Source organism: Oleiagrimonas sp. (assembly GCF_027858935.1).
Classification (GTDB): Bacteria; Pseudomonadota; Gammaproteobacteria; order Xanthomonadales; family Rhodanobacteraceae; genus Oleiagrimonas.
The window spans coordinates 1-21789 of record NZ_JAQIBU010000305.1; the positions used below are offsets into that span (position 1 = coordinate 1).

Annotated in this window: 16 protein-coding genes and 1 tRNA gene; 2 read left to right on the forward strand and 15 right to left on the reverse strand. The window is 60.7% G+C overall.

The window, feature by feature from the left end:
• Positions 1-159: 159 nt before the first annotated feature.
• From PF446_RS11210 to PF446_RS11235, 6 genes are all read right to left on the reverse strand, one after another.
• Positions 160-327, reverse strand: a complete 168-nt coding sequence (locus tag PF446_RS11210; protein WP_298071600.1) for a hypothetical protein — start codon at positions 325-327, stop codon at positions 160-162.
• A 567-nt stretch (positions 328-894) separates the two neighbouring features.
• Positions 895-3255: a DUF5906 domain-containing protein gene (locus PF446_RS11215; protein WP_298071603.1), complete on the reverse strand. Its 2361-nt coding sequence runs from the start codon at positions 3253-3255 to the stop codon at positions 895-897.
• A 185-nt stretch (positions 3256-3440) separates the two neighbouring features.
• Complete coding sequence (locus tag PF446_RS11220; RefSeq protein ID WP_298071605.1) at positions 3441-3905, reverse strand: hypothetical protein; 465 nt, start codon at positions 3903-3905, stop codon at positions 3441-3443.
• Entirely contained in the window at positions 3902-4120 is a 219-nt protein-coding gene (locus tag PF446_RS11225) for an AlpA family transcriptional regulator (RefSeq protein WP_298071607.1), read from the reverse strand. Before PF446_RS11225 ends, PF446_RS11220 begins: the two co-directional genes overlap by 4 nt.
• Before the next feature lie 464 nt (positions 4121-4584).
• Positions 4585-6927, reverse strand: a complete 2343-nt coding sequence (locus tag PF446_RS11230; RefSeq protein WP_298071609.1) for a site-specific DNA-methyltransferase — start codon at positions 6925-6927, stop codon at positions 4585-4587.
• Between the two features lie 2 nt (positions 6928-6929).
• Positions 6930-9647, reverse strand: coding sequence for a DEAD/DEAH box helicase family protein (locus tag PF446_RS11235; RefSeq protein ID WP_298071611.1), 2718 nt, complete (start codon positions 9645-9647; stop codon positions 6930-6932).
• A 368-nt stretch (positions 9648-10015) separates the two neighbouring features.
• On the opposite strand from PF446_RS11235, the gene PF446_RS11240 reads away from it, so the two are divergent.
• Entirely contained in the window at positions 10016-10378 is a 363-nt protein-coding gene (locus tag PF446_RS11240; RefSeq protein ID WP_298071613.1) for a hypothetical protein, read from the forward strand.
• Here PF446_RS11240 and PF446_RS11245 read toward each other — a convergent pair.
• From PF446_RS11245 to grxD, 9 genes are all read right to left on the reverse strand, one after another.
• Positions 10359-10928 carry a hypothetical protein gene (locus PF446_RS11245; RefSeq protein WP_298071615.1) on the reverse strand — a complete coding sequence of 190 codons (570 nt, stop codon included), beginning with the start codon at positions 10926-10928 and terminating at the stop codon, positions 10359-10361. The genes PF446_RS11240 and PF446_RS11245 overlap by 20 nt on opposite strands.
• Positions 10925-12130 carry an integrase arm-type DNA-binding domain-containing protein gene (locus PF446_RS11250; RefSeq protein ID WP_298071616.1) on the reverse strand — a complete coding sequence of 402 codons (1206 nt, stop codon included), beginning with the start codon at positions 12128-12130 and terminating at the stop codon, positions 10925-10927. The genes PF446_RS11245 and PF446_RS11250 overlap by 4 nt, the downstream gene beginning before the upstream one ends.
• A 164-nt stretch (positions 12131-12294) precedes the next feature.
• A tRNA-Asn gene (locus PF446_RS11255) sits at positions 12295-12371 on the reverse strand.
• 37 nt (positions 12372-12408) lie between these two features.
• Positions 12409-13824 (reverse strand): nucleotide 5'-monophosphate nucleosidase PpnN, encoded by a 1416-nt coding sequence (gene ppnN, locus PF446_RS11260; protein ID WP_298071618.1) that lies wholly within the window; start codon positions 13822-13824, stop codon positions 12409-12411.
• A 214-nt stretch (positions 13825-14038) separates the two neighbouring features.
• A complete protein-coding gene (locus PF446_RS11265; protein WP_298071620.1) occupies positions 14039-17287 on the reverse strand; it encodes a carboxypeptidase regulatory-like domain-containing protein in 3249 nt (1082 codons plus the stop codon).
• 225 nt (positions 17288-17512) lie between these two features.
• Positions 17513-19225, reverse strand: coding sequence for a lysophospholipid acyltransferase family protein (locus tag PF446_RS11270; protein ID WP_298071622.1), 1713 nt, complete (start codon positions 19223-19225; stop codon positions 17513-17515).
• A 155-nt stretch (positions 19226-19380) separates the two neighbouring features.
• Positions 19381-19980, reverse strand: coding sequence for a YhgN family NAAT transporter (locus PF446_RS11275; protein ID WP_298071624.1), 600 nt, complete (start codon positions 19978-19980; stop codon positions 19381-19383).
• 60 nt (positions 19981-20040) lie between these two features.
• On the reverse strand, positions 20041-20808 hold the full coding sequence (locus PF446_RS11280; protein ID WP_298071626.1) for an SDR family NAD(P)-dependent oxidoreductase: 768 nt from the start codon (positions 20806-20808) through the stop codon (positions 20041-20043).
• A complete protein-coding gene (gene grxD, locus PF446_RS11285) occupies positions 20805-21131 on the reverse strand; it encodes a Grx4 family monothiol glutaredoxin (RefSeq protein ID WP_298071628.1) in 327 nt (108 codons plus the stop codon). Before grxD ends, PF446_RS11280 begins: the two co-directional genes overlap by 4 nt.
• A gap of 128 nt (positions 21132-21259) precedes the next feature.
• Between grxD and PF446_RS11290 the strand changes: the two genes are divergently transcribed.
• A partial coding sequence (locus tag PF446_RS11290) for a Fe-Mn family superoxide dismutase (RefSeq protein ID WP_298071630.1) occupies positions 21260-21789 on the forward strand: 530 nt, incomplete at its 3' end.

The window sequence follows — 21789 nt, forward strand, 5'->3', positions numbered from 1 at the left end:
GGGCGGGGAACTGCGACGCCGAGGGGCGGCCTTCTCTTACGTATTGGTGTGAAATTTCCCGGGGCAAAAAATACCCATCGGAGCTATGGAGTAACTTTTCACAGCGACGTTTGCATCGCTTCCCGGCAGTAGGCGCAACTTCGCTTGAAGGCCAAAAATTCACTTGTACAAGCTCGCGTCGCCGATCGGTTCCAACCATGCCGGGGGCGCCCACAGCTGCACGCCAGCCGGTGCGCCGCGTGGACGGTAAGGCCGCCACAACAACAGCCAGAGCACCGAGGGGAGGTGCGACTGCGGCACCCCTGTAGCCCGGCTCAGGTCGCGCAAGGTCCACTCCGTGAAACGGTTGGGGGATGTGGTGTCGGGCGTTGGCGGGAGGGACTCATACCATTCCCGCACCCGCTGCCGGTCGGTGCGGCGTGGGAGTAGTTGGCGCGGTGGGTGCAGTTTTGAGACGTTAGCGGTCGACATGACGACTCCGGTCGAAAATGCACATTTGTCGTGTATCGATGGCGGCACGGGCTTCTTGGGCCGCAAAACTCGAGTTTTTGGCGTGTTTGGAGGATGGGGACCGTGCGGAGGGACCGACCGGGACCGACCTCGTTTCCAGGTCGGTCCCCGCTGCAGCTTTTGTGGCGCATAGGTTTGCGGCATCGGGGACCGTGGGACCGACCAAAACCAAACCACATCGCACACATGCACCGGCGCTGCACGCACACACCTTCCGGCATGGGTAGGTAACTTTTCTATTTGATATTGAAAAAAGTCGGTCCCTCGGTCCCCAAAGGGCCGCAAACCTATGCGCCACAAAAGCTGCAGGCGGGACCGACCCAGCCGCAAAGTCGGTCCCGAGTTGGTCCATTGGTCCCCGACACAAACCCGTACGCCAGCAGCTCATGCCGGGGTTCCCGACAACGTACGCCGCACGAAATCCTCGTCTGCACCCTTCCACTTGTCAGGTAGGTCACGCGAAGGGACGAATATGCGACTGCGCGGAACTTCGTGTTTTCGCCCCTGCCCAGTTATGAGTGCCAGCACGCGCCGCGTGCCGCAGCGGTACCTCCCAATAGAAGCCGCACTGATGGGACGACGGCAGACGGCTGCTGAAACAGCCTGAGGGCTGTTGCCCCGCCACTCCAGACCATCCTCGGCTAACGCAGCGCGACAGTCTTCGATCGTGAACAAGGGCAGATCGAATGGGAACGCTTTCTGCTCGAACCGCTCGACAAGCGCCGCTTCGATCGGGCTCCGACTGCTTGCGACCATGGCACGCTTTGCTGCAGAGATCGCGGGCAACTGGTGGGGACGGAATCCGGCGCTACTTGCTTCATTGAAAATTGTCTTCAGGACGCCTGGGCCGCGTGCGCCTTTCAGCAGCGCATAGAGCGCCTCTGCAAGGCAGTCAGGCATGCGTACAGCGGGCGACATGCATACGGCCCAACGCCGATCGTCATCTTCGAGATGCAGCGCGTCGGGATGATTTGAGGATGCCAGCACACTCACAACATTCTTCTGCGTGTAGCCCTTCGCTCCCTTCGGGTGGATGCGCGCCTCGTCACTGGTAATGATCGCCTTGAGATTGTCGGCGACGCGGCGAGCATCGCGCGCCGAACCCATGCGCAGCTCAGGCATGGTCACGATGCGAGCCTCTGCGAGCCAATCCGTAAACGGTGATTCGATTTCTGCCGCCGTCACGGTGGCGACGTTCGCCCTGCCAAACAGCGCGCGAGGCACTTCTTCTAGGAGTGTCGACTTGCCACAACCTTGCGCACCCACTAACAGCACTGCCACGGGCAACCGACGCGTACCGTCGGCCAGCAACCACGCGAGCGCCTGCATGACCCATGCACGGAATCCCGCTGCATCCGAGTCGCTGGGAGGAAGTAAATGGTCGAGAAAGTTGCTCCACAACTCGCGTTCATCGGGCGTCGGCGCCAATGGCTGCGGATTCCACGACAGCCAGCGGTTTGCAACCCTGCTGCCATCGCGCAGGAATATGTCCGCTTCACCCGGCGCATACGCGAGCTTGTCGACACGATCGACCTTTCGCGACGTGCGCAGCATGGTGCGAAGATTCACAGGCTTGTCGGGGTCCAGAGGCACCCGCCAACTGTTGGATTCCACGACGGCTTCCGGCGGTAGCAACGCACGCGTTTTCCGGCTGAGATATGCCGTCTGCTCCGCCACGTAGACGAAGTTCTCAGCGAGAAAGGCTTCCAAGGTTTCGCGGTCGGCGAACGGCACGGGCATGTGCACATCCACCGGCCGTACCCAGCCATTCGCTTCCGCCGTTTCAATCAAGTTCGATAGGCTCGCCCTGCCGTCAGCCGTACGCCACTTCTCGCTAATGAGACGATCCCGCGTCCAACCGTCCTCCATCCATTGCGGGGAACGGGCAGAATGCTTCTCCAGCAACGCGATGCGATCATCAAAAGATAGCGCGTTCAGCGCTGCCACCGCCCGCACCACCTGCGACCACCAAGGTTCTGCATCCCAACAACTTGCCACCGGACAAGCCGTCATCAACTCGTCCAGCATCGCAAGCTGCCGCTCGGGCGGCAGAGCGTGCAGCCACTCACTCCGGGGAGCGTGCAATCCAGCCAGCAGCACCGCATTGGAGTCGCGCGTGTTGGGCCTGACAAGGTCGACGGGTCCCCGGTCTGCCGTTACAAGCGCCACTGCCTGCGCCTTACCTGCAGCCTTCCGCAGACGCTCAAGAGCGTCGCGCACCGCAGATGCAGTGTGTATCTCGCCTCGCGTAAGCACGCGAGCTACGTTTCCATGCTTGGTAAGGGTGCCTGGGGCGCGCAATATCCTCGCGGCGTCCGCCGTACATGCCCGGTCAGACTTGAGCGCCCATGCGGTACTGTACCGTTTCAGGGAACATGCGAGTTCATCCCACTTATGCCGCGGCAGATCCTCGCTCAGGCACCAGTAGACGTGCCGACCAGCGCCGCTGTGCACCGTGAAACTTGGCGGCAGACCCAGCGCCGCAAAGAACTCTTGCAGCGCGGAGTCCGCCTCCGCTTCCGTGGCATAACCGTCACCCTTGCCGACATCCACATCCAACCAGAGGCAGCGCAAATTCTCTACGAGGCTGCGGCTGCGACTGATGGGCCCCATTTGCCGCCTGTAGCCACCAAGAGCGAAATAGACATTGCAACCTCCGTCACTGCCGGCGAGCAGCGCGTGGGCAAGTTCCTGCACGGTATCAACTACACGGTGCGACGCTCCGCGCTTAAAAAGCTCGGCCATGATGTAGGAAGGTCCAGCCACCGGTAGCACGGCACGGAGGAAATGCTCCAACTCAACCTGCGGCGGCAAACACGCGACTGGCTGCCCATCTGTGACGGCAGATGCTTTAGTTGTGGAGTCAACAGGCACTGGTGCGCCAGATACCTCCCTCCCCTGCGCCCGTGCTTTCAACTGATCCAGGTAGTTCATGGCCCATCGCTCTCGATGACACTGCATTCGCTCACCGAAATTGGCGGAAGGTCGCGGGACAACACGATGCGCACCAATGGACCTAGTGGAGCGGTCGCCACGCCCTCTGACTTGCGGACACGCGCGTCCGTGCGAACTTTGGATCCCGCCAATGCGGCCAGTTCTTTACCGACGTCCAGCACCATAGACGGGGATGTATCCGGGTCCGCGAGAAGACCCTGCAGACGATCCAGAAATTGCGGCATGGTGGCCGCGGCACGCGCCTCAACGAACTCGCCCGACAGCCGCAAACGGATGGCCTCGCGTGCAGCATCAGCGGCTTGCACTGAGTCATCGAAGCGCCGCGCGAGCGCATCCTCACTTTCGCGCAGGACTAACGCCGCGTCGGACAAGCTGAGCACATCCAGCAGCACGCGTGCCAACGTGGCGGTAACGTCGACCGAGGTGGGGGCGCGCATCATGCCGCCTCCGCGCTGTCGCGCGCCGCGATCCGGCCCGCGATCCATGCCAAAATTTCGTCCTCCGGCCATGCCCGGGCCGTAGCCGTCAGCGGTACCGGCCTTGGGAACCTCCCTGCTGCCATCGCGTCATATATCGTCGACCTTGAAAGGCCTGTGACGTGTTCAACTTCCTCGCGCCGCAGAAGGCGTGTGGTGGGGGGAGTGACGTTTTCCATGCGGATTGCCTCGGACGCAAGTAGGTGCGGCCTAGGATCCAGCGGAAAACCTGATACGGCTATTCACCCAACAAATGCACCCATTATTCGAGGCCGCAGCAACAGACTGTGCAAAACGTCAGCCACCTGCCCACCTTGGCCACAGCAATTGGCCAGCTTCGTCAGCGAAACTGACTATGGCCGGCGGCCAGTTCGACGGCGTTGGTGGCTCAGTCCTTTCACCAACGGCCTCTGTGGATCAACACCTGTCGCAGGCATGTCGGGGCGCCGTCGAGCCTGCAAGGGCCCTGATCGGCCAGACCCTGCCGGTCGTCAGTGGCGGCCCAGACCGAGTACGCCAAGTCCATTGCTCACTGAACCTTATATTCTCGTCATCGTGTGATTGACGTGGATTAAGTGAGACTGACCGGGTTCTACCCCGTTCCTGGGTCAATTTGAAGCCCCAAACTCGATTCACTCATGAATCAGCCCACGTTGACCGGCACCAGCGTCATCGTGTCGTTGCCGAAGATGTCTACGACCTTCACCGCCACAATGTAGCGGCCAGCGCGTTCGTACGTGTGGTCAGCCGTGATCATGTCCAGCTCGCGTTTCTTGCGGGTGCGGAAGCTCTGCCACTCGTTCTCGAAGATATAGCCGCCGGTCCAGCGCTCCTCGAACTCCAGCGGCGACTCGTCGGAATGTGATGCCGGTGTCGCCACGGCGGCATCCGTGTCAACCCCCAGCGGCACCTTGATCATCTCGCGGCGCGACTGGTAGTCAAAGTCCACTGCCCAGTAGTCGACCCAATCGGTCCAGGTTTTGGTAAGCACCTCGCGGGTGATCACGCCGTCCTTGTTCTTCCCGATCTTCAGCAGCTGGCCCTGGTCGCAGATCACGTCGCTCTGGCCGTCTTTGAGCGCGGCGATGGCCGACTCGGCGGCGCCCTGGCTGTAGTAGACCGAGAAGTCGGTCAGCTCGATCTTTACCGTGAGCTTGTCGCGCGCAGTCTTGCCCTTGGTATAGCGCGGGGTGGCTTCGACGAAGCTGATGTCGTGGAACACCACCTGGCCGCGATCCACCGCGCGCTTGTCGAACACGTCGGCAGGGATGTACTTGGGCGTGAGGTCGATACCCTTGGCTTTCGCCTCCTCTAGCACCGCCGGGAACAGGCCCATCTCGAACTCGAACGCCAGCACGTCGACGCGGGTGGCGCCACGCTTGCGCGTCTCCATGATGACCTCTTCGACAAACAGGCGACCCACCGGCAGGTTGATCGGCCCCACGACCACCAGCCGGCCGCCCTGCTTGCCGTCGAAGAACGCGTCGCTGTCGAAGGGCTCGGCCTTGTACGCGCGCAAGATTAGCTCACGGAACTCACGCTCCTTCTCGGCCAGTGCCTGCTCCTTCTGCGCACCGCTGAGGCGCCCGCCAACGTTGAGGTAGGCCTGTCGCTCGTAGCGGCCCAGGTTGAGCACCTCAAACGCACGAAACTCCTTGTCGGCTTGCTTTAGCTCGCGCTGCACGCCGATCAGGCGCTTGCGCGTGGTGTGAATGGCGAATTTGCCGAGGTCGGTAGCGATCCATTTACGACCGAGTTTTTCGGCGACGGCGGCCGTAGTGCCGGACCCCACGAAGAAGTCGGCAACAAGATCGCCAGTGTTGCTGCTAGCTTTAATAACGCGTTCGAGTAGTGCTTCAGGTTTTTGAGTGTTGTAGCCTTGAAACTCGTCCGCCATTGAATTGATTACATCAATGTCATTCCAAAAGTCTGATACGTAGACACCTTTTGCCTCCTTTTCATAATATTTTAGACGAGGCGACCCACCCTTCTTTGCAGGCCAATAGATGAGTCCTTGGGAATCAAGCTCTTCAAGAACCTTAGGGTTCTTCAGCCAATGCATACCGTTTTTCCCTAGCTTGTTTGGATCAATTCCCCTCCAAACTGCTCCTGTATCGCCGCTTGAGCGCCCACTCGCCAAGATTGGAACAGGTTGAAACACACCCCGCTCGTCCTTATGGCTGTAATGCTCCTTCGAAGATTGGGAATATTCGCCAAATTGGGGATTGAATGTATGCCGGCCTGATTTCGAAAAGAACAGGATGAAATCCTGGCTATTTCGCCATTGAGTTTTTACTCCCGCAGCTAAAGCCGACCGCTTCCAAGATATGACATTTTCAATATGGCTAAAGACTTCCTCCATCACAGATCGCAAAGCACCCACCATTCGCCAGTCACAGTGGACGTAGATGCTTCCGTCTTCAGCCAGCAAGTCACGCATCAAAATCAGCCGCTCGTAAATCATGCTGATAAACGAGTCCGCGCCACGACCCCAAGTGTCACGGTAGGCTATCTGTTCCAGCAGGTTAGGCTCCTTGTGGAATGTTTCGCCGCCGATCTCGATGTCCATGGAGAAATCGGCGCCAACGTCGAACGGCGGGTCGATATAGATGAGTTTCAGTCCACCGGCGTCCTCGATCTGCCGACGCAGCGCACCGGCTTTGAGGGATGACAGGATCAGCTTGTTGTCGCCCCAGATCAACTTGTTGGTCCAGCCTTTGGACTGGCGCCCGCGCGAATCGAACAATTCCTCCTGCACCTTGGTCTCGGCGCGCGGTTCGTCGATATGTTCCAGCGTCTGGAACGGCAGCACAGTGGTGCAGACGTCTCGGTTCTTGCCGTTCCACAAGAGCTCCACTTCACGCTTGTCCTCGAACAGGATGAACCGGTATTTCTCTGGCAGCGGCTTGCCTGCCTGGATCAGTTGCACGAGGTCGCGTTTCTCGGCGTCGCTGAGGTCGTAGGCTTCCTTCGTGTTGCGCGCCATGCTCACGCCTCCTGGTAATCGGTGAAGCCGGCAACAAGCGCGGCAAAGTTGGTGGGGGTATTTCGCTCGTAGCCAGCCTGGTCGACGTAGACAAAACCGTAGCGCGCACCTCCGTCGGCTTGGCTGGCCTCGGTGGCGTCGATGCACCACTGGCGAAGGCGCGCCATCTTCTGTGGCAGGTCGAGCTCCGCCCGGCCTTTCGTCTCGATGATCCAGACCTTGTCATCGGGTGTTTTCACGATGAAGTCCGGCACGTAGTTCGAAAGATCGCCGTCGGCCTTGACGTAGTCGATCTTGAAGCCGACCGCCAGATAGTTCTTGGTGAATGCGGTCACGTCGGGCGCCGCGTCGAGGAAGCCGGCGAATTTCAGCTCGAAGCCACCCGCGTTCGGCTCACCCACGATCTTGCTAAAGATCGACTTCTTCGGCTGAAGATAGCCGCGGTTCTCCGTGCGAAAAGGTCGCGTATCGCGCAGGCGGATGTGGTCCTCGATACGCGAGCTGCCACGATCCTGCACGGTGAGCCCGTTGATTGCAGCCTTGAAGGTGTCGAATAGAATCTTGCCGGCATCCGGCTCGGACAGGTTGCGCAACACCTGGGGATCTTCCAGGACAACCGGCTCACCCGCAAACAGGCCCGCGCGCATGAAGTCGCGCACCTTCGGATACAGCAGCTCATAGCCGCCGACCAGCCGCAGTTCCTTCAACAACTGCCGGGTGAAAAAAGCGACCACCGACCGGTAGTCCACCGGCCCTCCGGCGTCGATTTCGATGGTGTGGTGCATCTCGCCATCCAGCATGGTCTTGAACACGACCTCGCGGGTCTGTGCCGGCGTGAACGGCTTCAGCGGCAGCCGCGCATTGCCGAAGTCGGCGGGGTCCAACTGGCCCAGGTCCTTGAACTCGCGATTGAACCGGCGGCTGAGCTTGGGGATGACGATGTCGAGCTGCTCGATGTCCTTTTCCGCGTTCTCCGTGTCGACCTCGACGATCAGGGAGTCCTTGCGCTCGCTGCCGGCGCCCATAGGCCGGTATTCCAGCTGCACACCCTCGCTCTGGATGGTCTCGACAAAGTCCATGAACGCCGGGGTGCCCATCACCGACACGCTTTCCATCGTGTCGGTGCCAAAGTACATGCGTCGCAGGCCGCGGCCCAAAGTCTGCTCGGGCAGGATGTTGCTCTTGGAGGCATAGGCCCGCAGGCCGACGATGGTGGTGACGTTGCGTACGTCCCAACCCTCCTTGAGCATCAGCACCGAGACAATCGCCTTGTAGGGGCTGTCGGCACGGTCGATCTGGTTGGAGGCCTTGCGCAGTACTTCCAGCTCTTCCTTCTTCTTCCCCGAGGCCGACTCGGAGATGTCACCGTTGTTCTTGGTGTGGATCACGAGCACACCACCCTCCAACTCGGGGCAGATCTTCTCCAGGTGGGCACCGACCTCGTCGCAATTCTTGGTGTCATCCACCATCACAAACAGCACGGCCTTCTTGCCAAGGATCTGATGCTCGGCGTAGCTCTTGCGCCACTCCTCGACCCCCAGCTGCAGATAGTCGGCGTAACGCTCGGTGAAGAGCGCGCTGGTGTGCTCGTGCAGTCGCTCACGACTGGTCGCATCGGGCAGCACTGGGTGTTTGACCACGTTCTGGTGGATGGCCTCGACCAAGGGATAGTCCGAGACCGTCTGCACAAAGATCGCGCCGTTGTCGTGGCGTGGCGTGGCAGTGACGTCGAGCTGCAGGGCCAGCCGTCCATCCTTTTGCAGCATCCGGTGGTGTATGTCCTGGATGGACTTGAACCATGCAAGCCGGCTGTCGTGGATGTGGTGGGCCTCGTCATTGAACACGGCGAGCTCGTCGATCTCGCGCACAATCTCACCGAGGTCGGTATTGCTGTCCGTAGTCTTGCCTACAGGCTTGGGGCCGAACGGATCGAGGAAATAGTCGCGCAGGTCGTCGTCATCCAACGACGGCTCGCGCACGTCTCCGAGGTAGACGCGATGGATGTTGGTCAAAAACAGGTTGCCGGTGGGGCGCACGATGTGCACGTCGTCCTGGATGTGCAGGGCCAGTTGGAAGTCGTCGCGCCAGTTTTGGCCAGCGTGGCCGTTGTCCGGAAGCACGGGATCGTTGAAGAAAATCTTCAAGCCATCGAAATCCGCGCGAAGGCGATCGAGCACGATGATGTTGGGGGCAATCAGGAGGAAGTTGCGCGCCAGTGACGAGTCGGCCTCGTAGGTCTTGTGGAAGTACGTCCAGGCGATCAGCAGCGACAGCACCTTGGTCTTGCCCGCGCCGGTGGCCATCTTCACTACGAAGCGCGGCCAGTCCTCGTCGAACATGCCGGCCGATACCGCACCGGAGGCGTCGAAGCGCATCAGATCGAACTTGTCCCTTACGTTCCGCACGTCATGCAGCCAGATCACTGTCTCGACCGCTTCACGTTGCGCGAAGTAATACTGGAACTGCGTCTGCGAGCCATCCGCCTGCTCGACCAGGTGGGGGGTGTCGAACCACCAGCGAAGCAGCGCCATTGAGGTGACCGAAGCCCCCTTGTAGCCCGACTCGCGCCAGCGCGACACCTCGGTGCGGATCTTGGCAACCAGCGGCGGCAGAAGCTTTTCGTACGCGGTCGCCCGAAGGGCCTCGTCCGCGGGAAACCAGCGCTGATCCGGATTCAGGATGGCATACGGGGAGGTTGGAAGCTCTGGATGCAGGGCCACGTTCGACCACTCCTTTTTTTGATCGAATGGCTGCGTATGGCGCAGCGCGGGATTACGGGAGGCCGCCGGTCGATGCTCGCGAACGGTCGCCGCTCGCCAAGACTATCCGGCCCCAGTCTCCATAGTAATGCCGGATGATAGCCCAGCCCGCACCAGACCTCGCCGGGTGCGTGGTGGGCTTGCGAGAGGGGGGAGGCGACCAGCGACCTTAAGTCGGGTGGTCAACTAGCTGGCGAAGTTGGTTGAGTTGTCCGGCGAGCGGGGTCAACTGTGCTCGCAATAACTTGGTCCGCAGGCCGGCAATCTGAAAATTTGCGCCATAGGTCTCCTGCATGTATTTTCGACGCGGGGTGAATCTAGGAGAGCACATGAAGATCGTCATGTTTTGCGGGGTCGCCTTGGTGGCGAGCTTGTTGTCAGCTTGCGCCACCAACTCGGGCGTTTTGCCGATCGGCGGCGGAAACTATGAACTGACTGGCACGGGAGCAACTGCATTCAATTCCGGTGTGGGAGTCAAAGGCGACTTACTAAAGCAGGCGAACAGCTATTGCTCGAAGCTTGGCAAGTCGATGGTGCTGGGGCAGGCGGAGACCGAGAACGCGCATATGGGGTCATTCGCCAACGTTAACGGCTCGTCCAGCAACCGCGCAGGTGGCTCCGGTTCGATCAACGGCAGCTATATCCACCCAGGCACCAAAGCGAGCGCCGACATCATCTTCCACTGCGAGTAGTTTTGGACGGTGGGGGGAAATCCCTCCGGACGACTCTATCCGCACGCTGGCACCATCGCTCAGCAGTGCTCAGGGAGCACGGGCGCCGCGGCGTACCTGCTGACTTCCGGAACGCGTCCACAGCCTGGGCGATTTCCGCAGTCACTTTCACCCACTGGGAGTACTGCCAGCGTCCGTTGTGAGGGCTCTTAAATTTCCATGCTGTGCTTTTCAGGTCCAAGACACGCTTAACGTCATAGGCGAAGATCACGCAGCCATGGTTCCACACCCTACCCTTACCGCGTTTTTGCGCCGTTGGCTGCGAAGCACGTAGGATTTTCATCATGGCCGACGGACGCCCCTTCCGAATCATCGGTTCGGGGAAAATTGTTTCTTTCTCGAGTCGATTGGTGTTGGAATTGACCCTCATCACATCATCAACAGTCGACCCGAACTCATAAAAGCCACGCACGACATTTTCCAATTCGAAGACAGCTGTCGCCGCAACGCTCGAGAACCCGCATTCTTTCAGGCAATCGGCCACCAGCTTTTGCAGGTCGGCATCTGTCACGCGTCCATCCCCACCCTGTGGCCTACTGGGATCACGTCTGCACCCATGCGCAAACCGTCCAGATAGTCCGCCCACGCGGTCATCATCTTGCGCCGCTCGGGTAGATGCTGGGCCCGGTTGTAGGCCTCCTTGACCGCGTTGGATTCTTTGTGCGCGAGTTGGCGCTCGATGACGTCCGACGGGTAACCCATCTCATGCAACAACGTGCTGGCCGTTCCGCGGAACCCATGTGCGGTCATGGTATCGCCGTCATAGCCAAGCGCACGCAGGGCAGCGGTGAGCGCATTTTCACTCATGGGCCGCGTTGGCGTGCGCGGTGAAGGGAACACATAGCGGCCGCGCCCGGTCAGCGCATACAGCTCACGCAGAATCGCAAGACTCTGCGGGCTTAAAGGGACAATGTGCTCAGCGCGCATCTTCATCTTGCTCGCGGGGATCCGCCACTCGGCAGCACCCATGTCGATCTCGCTCCACTCCGCATGCCGAAGCTCCCCGGGACGCACGAACACCAAGGGAGACAACTTCAACGCACAGGCAACTGCGAAACTGCCACCGTACGCATGTGCGGCCCGCAGCAGTTCACCCAGCTTCCGAGGGTCAGTGATTGCCGCGTGGTGCTTGACCTTGACCGATTTGATCGCACCCCGCAGCGCGATGGTCGGATCGTTTGACGCGCGCCCGGTGGCAATGGCGTAACGAAAGACTGCGGACAGCTTGACCTTGAGCCGCGCGGCGGTCTCAAGCTTGTCCGCGCGCTCGAACTGCTGCAGCAGTGCCAGTACCTCGGCCGAGGTAATCTCTGCGATGGGACGATGTCCAAGCGCCGGAATTGCCAGTTTGTTGACTAGCCAGTGATCCTTGGCGGCAGTCGCTGGTGCCACGTCGCGACGCTCCAGCCACTCAGTAGCCACGATGGCGAAGGTGAGCCCGGTCGCCTCCTTGGAGGCCTTCCGTTCGGCGCTCGGGTCGACACCCTGCCCCAACAGCTGGCGAGCCTCATCACGGCGCTTACGCGCGGACAGCAGACTCACGTCGGGGTAGACACCCAAGCTCAACATGCGCGCTGCGCCGTTGTAGCGATACCGAAATCGCCAGCGCTTCGCGCCCGCTATTGGCACCTCGACACACAGCCCCTGCCCATCGGCGACCCGGTAAAGGGTAGCCCGCGAGCGCAGCGCCTTGAGCTTGCTATCAGTCAGCATGTGAGTATCCCGAAGCGGTAACCACCGGGTTACTCACGATCCTACTCACACCAGTACCCGGCTGCAAGCGGAACGGCTCGGTACCGACAGGAACAAAAAACCCCGCAACAGTGCGGGGTTTCGTGTCATCCGCGGGTTCCAGTGGAACCCTGCGGAAGGATGTATGGCGCCCGAAGTAGGACTCGAACCTACGACCCCCTGATTAACAGTCAAGTGCTCTAACCAGCTGAGCTATTCGGGCAGGGAGCTGGCTATTTTTGCCGCGAGGCCAGGTTCTGTCAACCCGTTTCGCCCCCGGACTCGTGGTCGATGCGGTAGCAGGGCTCGTAATCGTTGTCGCCCGGGAGCTTCATGCGCTGTTGCTGCACGAAAGCCGCCAGAAGCGTGTCCAGCGCGCGCATGATCTCGGGATCACCATGGATCCGGAACGGGCCATGCTGCTCGATCCTCTGCATGCCATCCTCCTTGACGTTGCCGGCCACGATGCCGGAAAACGCACGCCGCAGGTCTGCAGCCAGCTCATGACCCGGACGATCGCGATAAATGCGCAAATCCGCCATGTTTTCGTGGTTCGGTGCAAACGGCTGCTGAAAGGCATAGGGGATCTTCAACGACCAGTTGAAAAAGAATGCATCCTTGGTGTCCAGCCGGTAATTGCGCACCTTGTCGAGGCCACGCACCATACTGCGCGCCACGGCGGCCGGGTCGTCGACGATGATCTGGTAGCGCTCGGCCACGGCATCACCCAGCGCCAGGCGCAGGAAACGGTCGATCTGCTCGAAATAGGCTGCGGACCGGGCCGGACCGCTGAAGATCAGGGGGAACGGGATGTTCTTGTTGTCCGGGTGCAGCAGAATGCCCAGCAGATACAGGATCTCTTCGGCCGTACCCACGCCGCCGGGAAACACGATGATGCCGTGACCCATGCGCACGAAGGCCTCCAGGCGCTTTTCGATGTCCGGCATGATCATCAGGTGGTTGACGATCGGATTGGGCGATTCGGCCGCGATGATACCGGGCTCGGTGATGCCGATATAGCGGTTGCGACGTCGACGCTGCTTGGAATGGGCGATGGTGGCGCCCTTCATCGGGCCTTTCATCGCGCCCGGACCGCAACCGGTGCAGATATCCAGCATGCGCAGGCCCAGCTGGTAGCCCACGGCCTTGGTGTAATCGTACTCGTGCCGCGAGATCGAGTGCCCGCCCCAGCACACCACCAGGTTCGGGTCCACATGGGTGCGAAGGATACGCGCGTTGCGCAGGATCTCGAACACGATCTGCGTGAGTCCATCCGAGTCCGCATCGTCGAAGTCGCGCGGCGCAAGCTGGGTTGCCACATAGACGATGTCGCGCACCACGGCCACCAGCAACTCGTTGATGCCACGAATAATCTGGCCATCGACAAAGGCCTGGGCCGGTGCATTGGACACTTCGATCTTGATGCCGCGTTCCTGCTGCAGCACCTCGATGTCGAAATCCGGGTACTGCTCGAGCATGCCCCGTGGATCGTCGCTGAGGCTGCCCGAGGTGAGCACGGCCAGCGCGCAGCGCCGCAGCAGGGCATGCAGCCCCGCGCTGCTGGCATCGCGCAAACGCGCGACTTCGCTTCGGGACAGGATATCGAGACCGCCAGCCGGCGAGATGCGCGCGCTGGCAGTGGCGGAACCGGCCTGACCGGTGTTCTTGTAATTCACGGATCAAACTCCTTCAACGCCTGCAGCGTGCCGATGACCATTTACCGTACACGACCGTGACGCTTGACAAGCTTTGCTGCGCACATGCCGCAGGTCAAGCGTCGGCGTGCATCGGTGCCCGGCCGGAACGGTCCGTTCCGGCTGCGTCACCCCAAACAAAGAATGCCGGCGCCCTCGCGGACGCCGGCATGACTTGCAGGTACGTACTACTGGATCAGAACGTGTACTTGAGCGTCAACATGGCCGACCAGCGCGAAACCACGCGTGTCGGGTTGCTGCCGGCGTCGTATGTAACCAGCTGCTGCGGCTGGTAATTACCATTTTGGTCGGTGGGCAGTTTGTAGACATACTGCCCCTGGGCGTTGATGCCACTGTATTTGACCAGCGTACGGGTGTCGTAGCCGGTGTAGCGGACCTGTCCCCAATGCTTGTTGAGCAGGTTCAGGAAGTTGTAGATATCCAGGCGCACGATGCCTTTGTTGCCCTTGAAGATACCCGGAACCTCCTGCTGGAACGCCAGGCTTGTCGAGTTGACCCACGGGCTATGCGCCTGGTTGATTCCGGCAATCTGACCCCGGTGCGTGCTCAGGTAGGTGTCATTGTTGATGAAGCTCTGCCACTGCTGGATCAGCTTGGCGCTGGCCGTACCGTAGGAAACGATCGGATCGTTTGTCTTCGGGATATAGGCCGGATCCTCGTAGTTGATGTTGTCACCATTGGCATCGCCGCTGAAGATCCAGGTGTACGGAAGGCCGGTATGGCCGGTGTAGAACGCCGATACCATGGTGTTGTAATCGCCAAAGAAGGCATGGCGCCAGGTGACTCCCAGCTTCACGCTCTTGGCAATATTGCGATCGGCAATGCTGGCAATGTTCTGGTTCGGATTGGCGCGGGCCCAGTACTTGTACCCGGAGGAGGCCTGCGAACTTCCGGCCGGATTCACCTCAGTGGCGTGGTTGAGCGTGAACGCGGCCGAACCGGACCAGCCGTCGGTAAACGGCTTGTTCAGGGATAAGGTCAGGCTGTCCGACTTACCCTTGTTGGTATTCGAGAGCAGGGTCGAGGCATGGTAGCCGCGAGTGAACAGCGGATTGGCCCCATTGTTGGTCGAACCCGAGCCGGTCGCCGGATTGCTCCAGTACTGCAAGCGCCCATCCGGCAACGTGCCACTTGGCGTACCGATGTTGATGGCCTGGTAGAAAATAGCGTTCTTGGCCTGGGTGTGCTCGTACTGGATCGATCCGATCAGACCCCACCACGGCAGCTCGCGATCCAGCGCCAGGCTCATCTTCCAGACCGTCGGCAACTTGAAGTTGGACGAGATGGTGTCAACATCCATGCGTCCACCGGTCGGACCGCCAGCCGGAAGGTTCTGAGCAAACGGATTCGGACTGAACGGTGTGGCCGTGGGATCGTTGGAGCTGTAGCTGGCATTGGTCATGCCGTTGTTCTGGTACGGGTTGGTCAGCCAGACTGTTGGCGGGAAGGTCTGGAACAAGCCGATACCGCCGCGCAGCTGGGTCATACGCTCCGTGTCGAAGGTGTAGTTGAACGAGAAGCGCGGCTCAATGACCTTGTTCTTCCAACCCAGCGAGCTGTTGTTCGGATAACCGAATACGTGCTGGAAAGTCGGGTTGTAGATCGGCTTCTTGTTGGCCTCGGGAATATCCACACGCAGGCCATACTGCACCGAAAGGTTGTCATTGACCTGCCAGGTGTCCTGGATGAACGGGCTGTACTGGGTATACGTCCACGTGGCGGCCACGTCGTTGATGCTGTAGCCCGGAGCCGGCTGATACACACTGTAGGAGTAGTAGTTCCCAGCCGCAAAATCGGGGATGCTGCCGAACACGTAGGAGCCAAACTGGGTATGCCCGAACAGATTGTAGATCTTGGTGCGTTCGGCGTAGATGCCGCCCTTGATCGTGTGGTCACCGGCATAATAAGTACCGGCGAAAAAGAACGTGGCCTTCTTGGTATCGATCTTGTTGTAGTCGCGATACTGCTCTTCGCCCAGGTACACCGACGGACCGCTGTAGGCACCGTTCACGAACACCCGTACTTGCGGCGCCTGGTAAGGTACGTTGGTGTTCTGCACAAAGTGCTGGTAACCGATCTTGGTCTCGGTGGAGAAGTTGTCGGACCAGTCATCGAACAATTCAAGGGACACGTTCGTGGTCTTGATGTCCTTGGTGTACATGTACGTGCTCAGACCGATCGTGCTCGACGAGTTGCCAAGAATCTGCGGCAGCGTCTCGTGGGTCTGGTTGAACGCCAAGGTGACACGATGATTATCGTTGATGTTCCAGTCGATCTTACCGAGAAAACGCTTGTCCTCCAGCGTCACCGCACTGGCACCACCAAAGCTCCCCGGCTGCAGACCCAAGCCCTTGGCTGCGCTTATGATTTGGTTGACATCACCCGGCGACAGCTTGTTGGACGTTGACGGGCCGTTGCCCAGACCATAATCCAGGCCGTTGGCCGAGTCGGCGCCAATACCTGTGATCTTCTGCTTCTCGGCAGCAATGAAGAAGAACAGCTTGTCCTTGATGATCGGACCGCCGAGGGTAAAGCCGCCGGTCGTGTTCTTCTTGAAACCGTTGTACTTGTAACCCGGGTTGCTGGAATTCAGCCAGCCGGCATCGCCGACCATGCTGTTGGCGTTCTGGTAGACATAGTAGACCGAGCCGTGGAACGCGTTGGTACCCGACTTGGTCACTGCATTGATGTCGGCACCGACGGTGTCGGAAGACACGTCATAGTTGGCCGTGGAGATGTTGTACTCGGCGATGGTGTCGGTGGAGATCGGAGTGTTCTGATACGGCAGGCCATTGGCGTTCAGGCCAAACGGATCGCCGACGGAAACGCCATCGACGCTGATGTTGTTGTAGCGGTTCGGCAAACCCATGGCCGAGATCGATCCGTCACCCTGGTCGGTCACGTTGATGCGCGGGTCCAGTCGGGCGATGTCGTCAATCGAGCGGTTGGCCTGCGGGGTCGCATCCAGCTGGCGCTGCGACACGTTGGTCGACAGGCCCTTGTTGTCCGGGTTGAACAACTGCGTGAGGGCGGATGAGGTCACCATCACTGCGCCCAGATTCTTGGCCTTGGCAAGGCTTGCGCCCAGGGTCAGGTTCACGGCGGACACCTGGCCCAGCTGCAGGTAGACATTGTCCTTCTCGGACTGCTGCATGCCGGACTTGGTCACCGTGATGTCGAACGGTCCACCGACGCGCAGGCCCTGCGCAGCATAGCGACCATCGCTGTTGGTGGTGACCATCTTGGTGGTGCCGGACGGCTCATGCACGATCTGCACGGTGGCGTCAGCCACCGGCTTGCCCTGAGCATCGACCACGCGGCCGTTGACGCCGGCAGAAGTCACGTTCTGGGCCATGGCCGGCGTCGCTGCCAACAATGTGGCAATAGCCAGTGGCAACGCACGGGCTCGGAAATTTCTGTTCATTGTGGGTATCCCCTACTCGCAACTAGCTGGACGTTTGGGTAACGGTCAGGACAGCGGCTGCAAAAGCACCCTTCGTGACAACCTGAGAACTGTCCCCGTCTTTGGAACCGAAACGGAGCCAAACGACTTCGTTCCAGTTAATGCAATATTAACAGGATCAGGTGACATTTTTGTGTCTTTGAAGCCGCTGTCACATGTCAATCGACAGCCGGAATTCGGGCAAACTCAACGCTGCCCCAGATAGCGCGAACGCTTGCCGGGCTTGAGGTGGGCCAGATCCAGCATCACCAGGCCGTCGACACAGCCCGAAAAACCCGGATCTTCACCAAAATCAAGAAACTGGACGCCCTCCGGCTCGACCACATCAACATACTGCCGGTACAGGACCGGCATGCTCACGCCCAGGGCATCCAGGTGGTGGCGAAGCCGGCCCAGGCCGATGCTCGGCTCCAGACCATCCAACTCCTTGCGCACGCCTTCGACCACCTCCGGCGAGATCACGAATGGTTGGCGTGCATGCGCCAGGCCCTCACGGCCAAAGTAATGCCGGTGAGCAGCCACGATCCACTCGCGCGCCTCCAGCGGCAGACTCACCGAAAGGCTGACCGGTCCGAACAGGAAGCGCAGCTCCGGATGACGCTGCAGATACAGGCCGATGCCCCGCCACAGCTGGTCCAGCGCGCGCGAACGCCAATATGCCGGTGCGATGAAACTGCGACCCAGTTCCAGCCCCTGGGACAGGTGCGGCTCGCTGAGCTCGGTGTAATCGAACAGGCTGGCACTGTAGAGGCCATCCTTGCCACGCATGGCGAGGATCCGGCCACCATGGCCAAAACGGTAGGCTCCCACGATCCGCGAGGTCTCCGGGTCCCACAGCACAAGGTGCTCGTACCAGGCATCGTACTTGTCCAGATCCGTACGCATGCCGGTACCCTCACCCACCCGGCGAAAGGTCAGCTCGCGCAGCCGGCCGATCTCGCGCATCACCGGGCAGTCCTCACTGCCCGGCAACAGCCAGGCCTGTTTTCCGTCTGCCAGTTCGGCCATCATCTCGGCCCGCGCCTGCAGCGCGGCCTGAACACTCTCGGCCGGTTCGGGATGCGCCAGGGGGGACTGGCCGCCAAAGATCACGCCACGACCGCGCGCCAGGCGGTACACGTGCCGGCGCATCAGTCGGGCAGCCTGTTCGGTATCGTTTTCGCTGCGCTTGATGAGCTCTTCTGCATCGATCAGCCGACCGACACTGAGTCCGATCCGGCGGCGACGCGGCACCACGGCTTCGCGGGGAAGCATGACCGTAGCCAGCGGCTTGGCAAGCATCGACATGCCGTAGAACGCGGCCGAATTGCGGGCTGCGATATGCACCGGCAGAACACCGGCGCCACTGCGCCTGGCAATGCGCGCAAATCCTTCCGACCATGCACCGTCACGCACCCCGGAAGTGCCCATGCGCGAGACCTCACCGGCAGGGAAGACAATCAACGCCTGCCCGTCCTCCAGCGCACGGTAGATGTCCCGCATGCGTGAACCAGCACCCTTGCCGAACACGTCGACCGGAAGCAACAACGGCGCCAGCGCCGGCATCATGGTCAGGATGTCGTTTCCGAGAATGCGCACATCACGTCGCACCGATCCGACCATGTCCAGTAGCACCAGTGCATCGACCATGCCCAGCGGGTGATTGGCCACCACCAGCAAGGGACCCTCGGCAGGGATGTGCTCAAGCTCGCGCGGCGTCACCCGATAGCTGGCATCAAGCCGCTTGAGACCCTCGCGCACAAAGTCGAAACCCTGCTGACCTTCCAGGGCGCGCAGCGTGTCGTTGAAAGAGCCCTCCGCCGCAAGATGGCCCAGAAGCCCCGCCATGGGCTTGCGAATGAAAGGATGGTTCGCCAACCATGGCAGGCGTTCCATGAGGCTGCGTTCAATGCTGAGCATGACTGTACCTCCCATTATGCGCCTGTACTGTGGCAACACCGTGTTACAGAAAGTCTACAGTCGCCACAATTTCGGGTTATCGTCCTGAAATTTCATACGCTCCATGATATGGGTATTCGAACGCCCCATTCCAACGGAACAAGGTATTCAATGTATCAAAATCCGCTGGCATGGAAATAGGCCGCCAGGCCAGCCAGAAACATCTGCACGGACAAGGCGATCAGCAGCATGCCCATGAGTCGTTCCAGCGCGGTCAGGACACTCTCGCCCAGCCAGCGGAACAGGTAGGTGGCGCTGAGCAGAATCGCCGATGTGGCCAGCCAGGCCAGAAACAGCGCGATGCCCCACTCGAACAGCCGCCCGGGCTGGTTGTTGGCCAGCAGCAGCAGTGCGGCCATGGCCGAAGGCCCGGCCACGCCGGGAATGGCCATGGGCACGATGAACGGCTCGCCTTCGCCCGGTTTGCCGAAAATACCGCCATCCGTGGGTGGGAATACCATGCGGATGCCGATCAGGAACAGCACGATGCCACCACCGATGCTGACCGACTCCTGCTTGAGCTGCAGCAAGTTGAGGATGTACTGCCCGCCAAGCAGAAACGCTGTCAGCACGCCCAGCGCGATCAGCAATTCACGGATCATCACCCAACGGCGACGCTGCGGCGGCACATGCTTGAGCAGGCTCAGGAAAAACGGAATGTTGCCCAGCGGATCCATGATCAGGAAAAGCAGGATGCCGGCGGACAGCGGGGTCATGTGGGCTTCCATGGGGAATTTCCGCGCTGCTTGGTGAATCGGGAGTGGAGGGACCTGCGGCTATGCTGCGGGTCGCAAATCCAGGGTATGGCCGCGAGCCGCCCGTCCAGCTTCGGAAAGCAGGTAGACCACCGCCCGCGCCGTGTCTTCCGGTGTGGGATGGGTCATGGTGTCCTCGCCAAACCAGGCCAATCTGCGCAGGGCTGTACGCATCGGGCCGGGCAGCAGCAGGTGAACGCGCAACGAGGAACGGTCGGTCTCGTCATGAAGGATCGATGCCATGCGCTCGATCGCAGCCTTGCTGGTGCCATAAGCGCCCCAATGGGCTCGACCCGTGCGTTCGGGATCATCGGTAACGAACACCACGGCGCTGTCATTGGCCTGCTGCAGCATGGGCATGCAGGCCTGGGTCAATGCAAATGGTGCCGACACGTTGACCTGAAGCACGCGTAGCCACTCATCCGGCCGGTGCATGGCCATCGGCGTCAGTCCCTCGAACAGGGCCGCGGCATGCACCAGTCCGTCGAGGCGTCCAAGTTCGCGCTTGAGCGCATCGACAACCTCGACATAGGCCTCCGGCGTGGCGGTCTCCAGATCCAGGGGAGCGATCGCGGGCTGCGGACTGCCGGCCTCGATCAGGGCGTCGTAGAGATGCTCCAGCGCGCGCTTGCGTTTGCCCACCAGTACCGGCGTGGCGCCGGCGGAGGACACGGCATGCGCCACCGCGCTGCCGAGGCCTCCGGTTGCACCGGTCACCATGATCACGCGCCCCGCCAGGGTCTGGGCATCAGGCGACCAGTCCTGCGGAAACTGGGCCGTTGGCATCATTCGGCAGCTTCCGCATGCAGGTCCGCCACGATGCGGGCCAACTGGCCGGAAGCATGCAGGTCCTCGATGATTTCGCATCCACCGATCAGTTCGCCCTGGATGAACAGCTGCGGGAACGTCGGCCAGTTCGCGAAGCGCGGCAGGCTGGCACGCAAGGCGGGGTCTTCCAGCACGTTTACCGCCTCGAACTGCGCACCGGCATCGCGCAACGCCTGCAGTGCCCGGCTGGAAAAACCGCACATGGGGAATTTCGGAGTGCCCTTCATGAACAACACCACCTGGTGTTGTGCCAGGGTGGCCTTGATGCGATCGAGAACGTCCATAGATTAAGTAGTCTTACAATGGCGGGCAGGCGCTATGCGCCAAACCGGTATTGTATCGCGGCCCGTCGCGGTCTGCGCGGACCCATCAAGACCCTTTCACACACGGCCCAACCACAAGGAGTATTCATATGGCGATCGAGCTTCCCCAGCTACCCTACGAAAAGAACGCCCTGGAACCGCACATCTCGGCGGAGACACTGGAATACCATTACGGCAAGCATCATCAAGGCTACGTGAACAAGCTCAATGGCATGCTGGAAGGATCCGATGCTGCCGGCAAGTCCCTCGAGGACATCATCAAGACCTCAGACGGCGGCATGTTCAACAACGCCGCACAGATCTGGAACCACACCTTTTACTGGAACTCGCTCAGCCCGAACGGCGGCGGCGACCCCACTGGAAAGTTGGCCGACGCGCTGACCAAGGCCTTCGGTTCCGTGGACGCATTCCGCGAAAAGTTCAGCACCGCAGCGGCCGGCAACTTCGGCTCTGGCTGGACCTGGCTGGTACAGCGTACCGACGGCTCCCTGGCCATCGTCAACACCGCCAACGCCGCCACTCCGGTCACGGGCGATGACAAGCCGCTGCTGACCATCGACGTGTGGGAGCACGCCTATTACATCGACTACCGCAATGCGCGGCCGAAGTACGTCGAGGC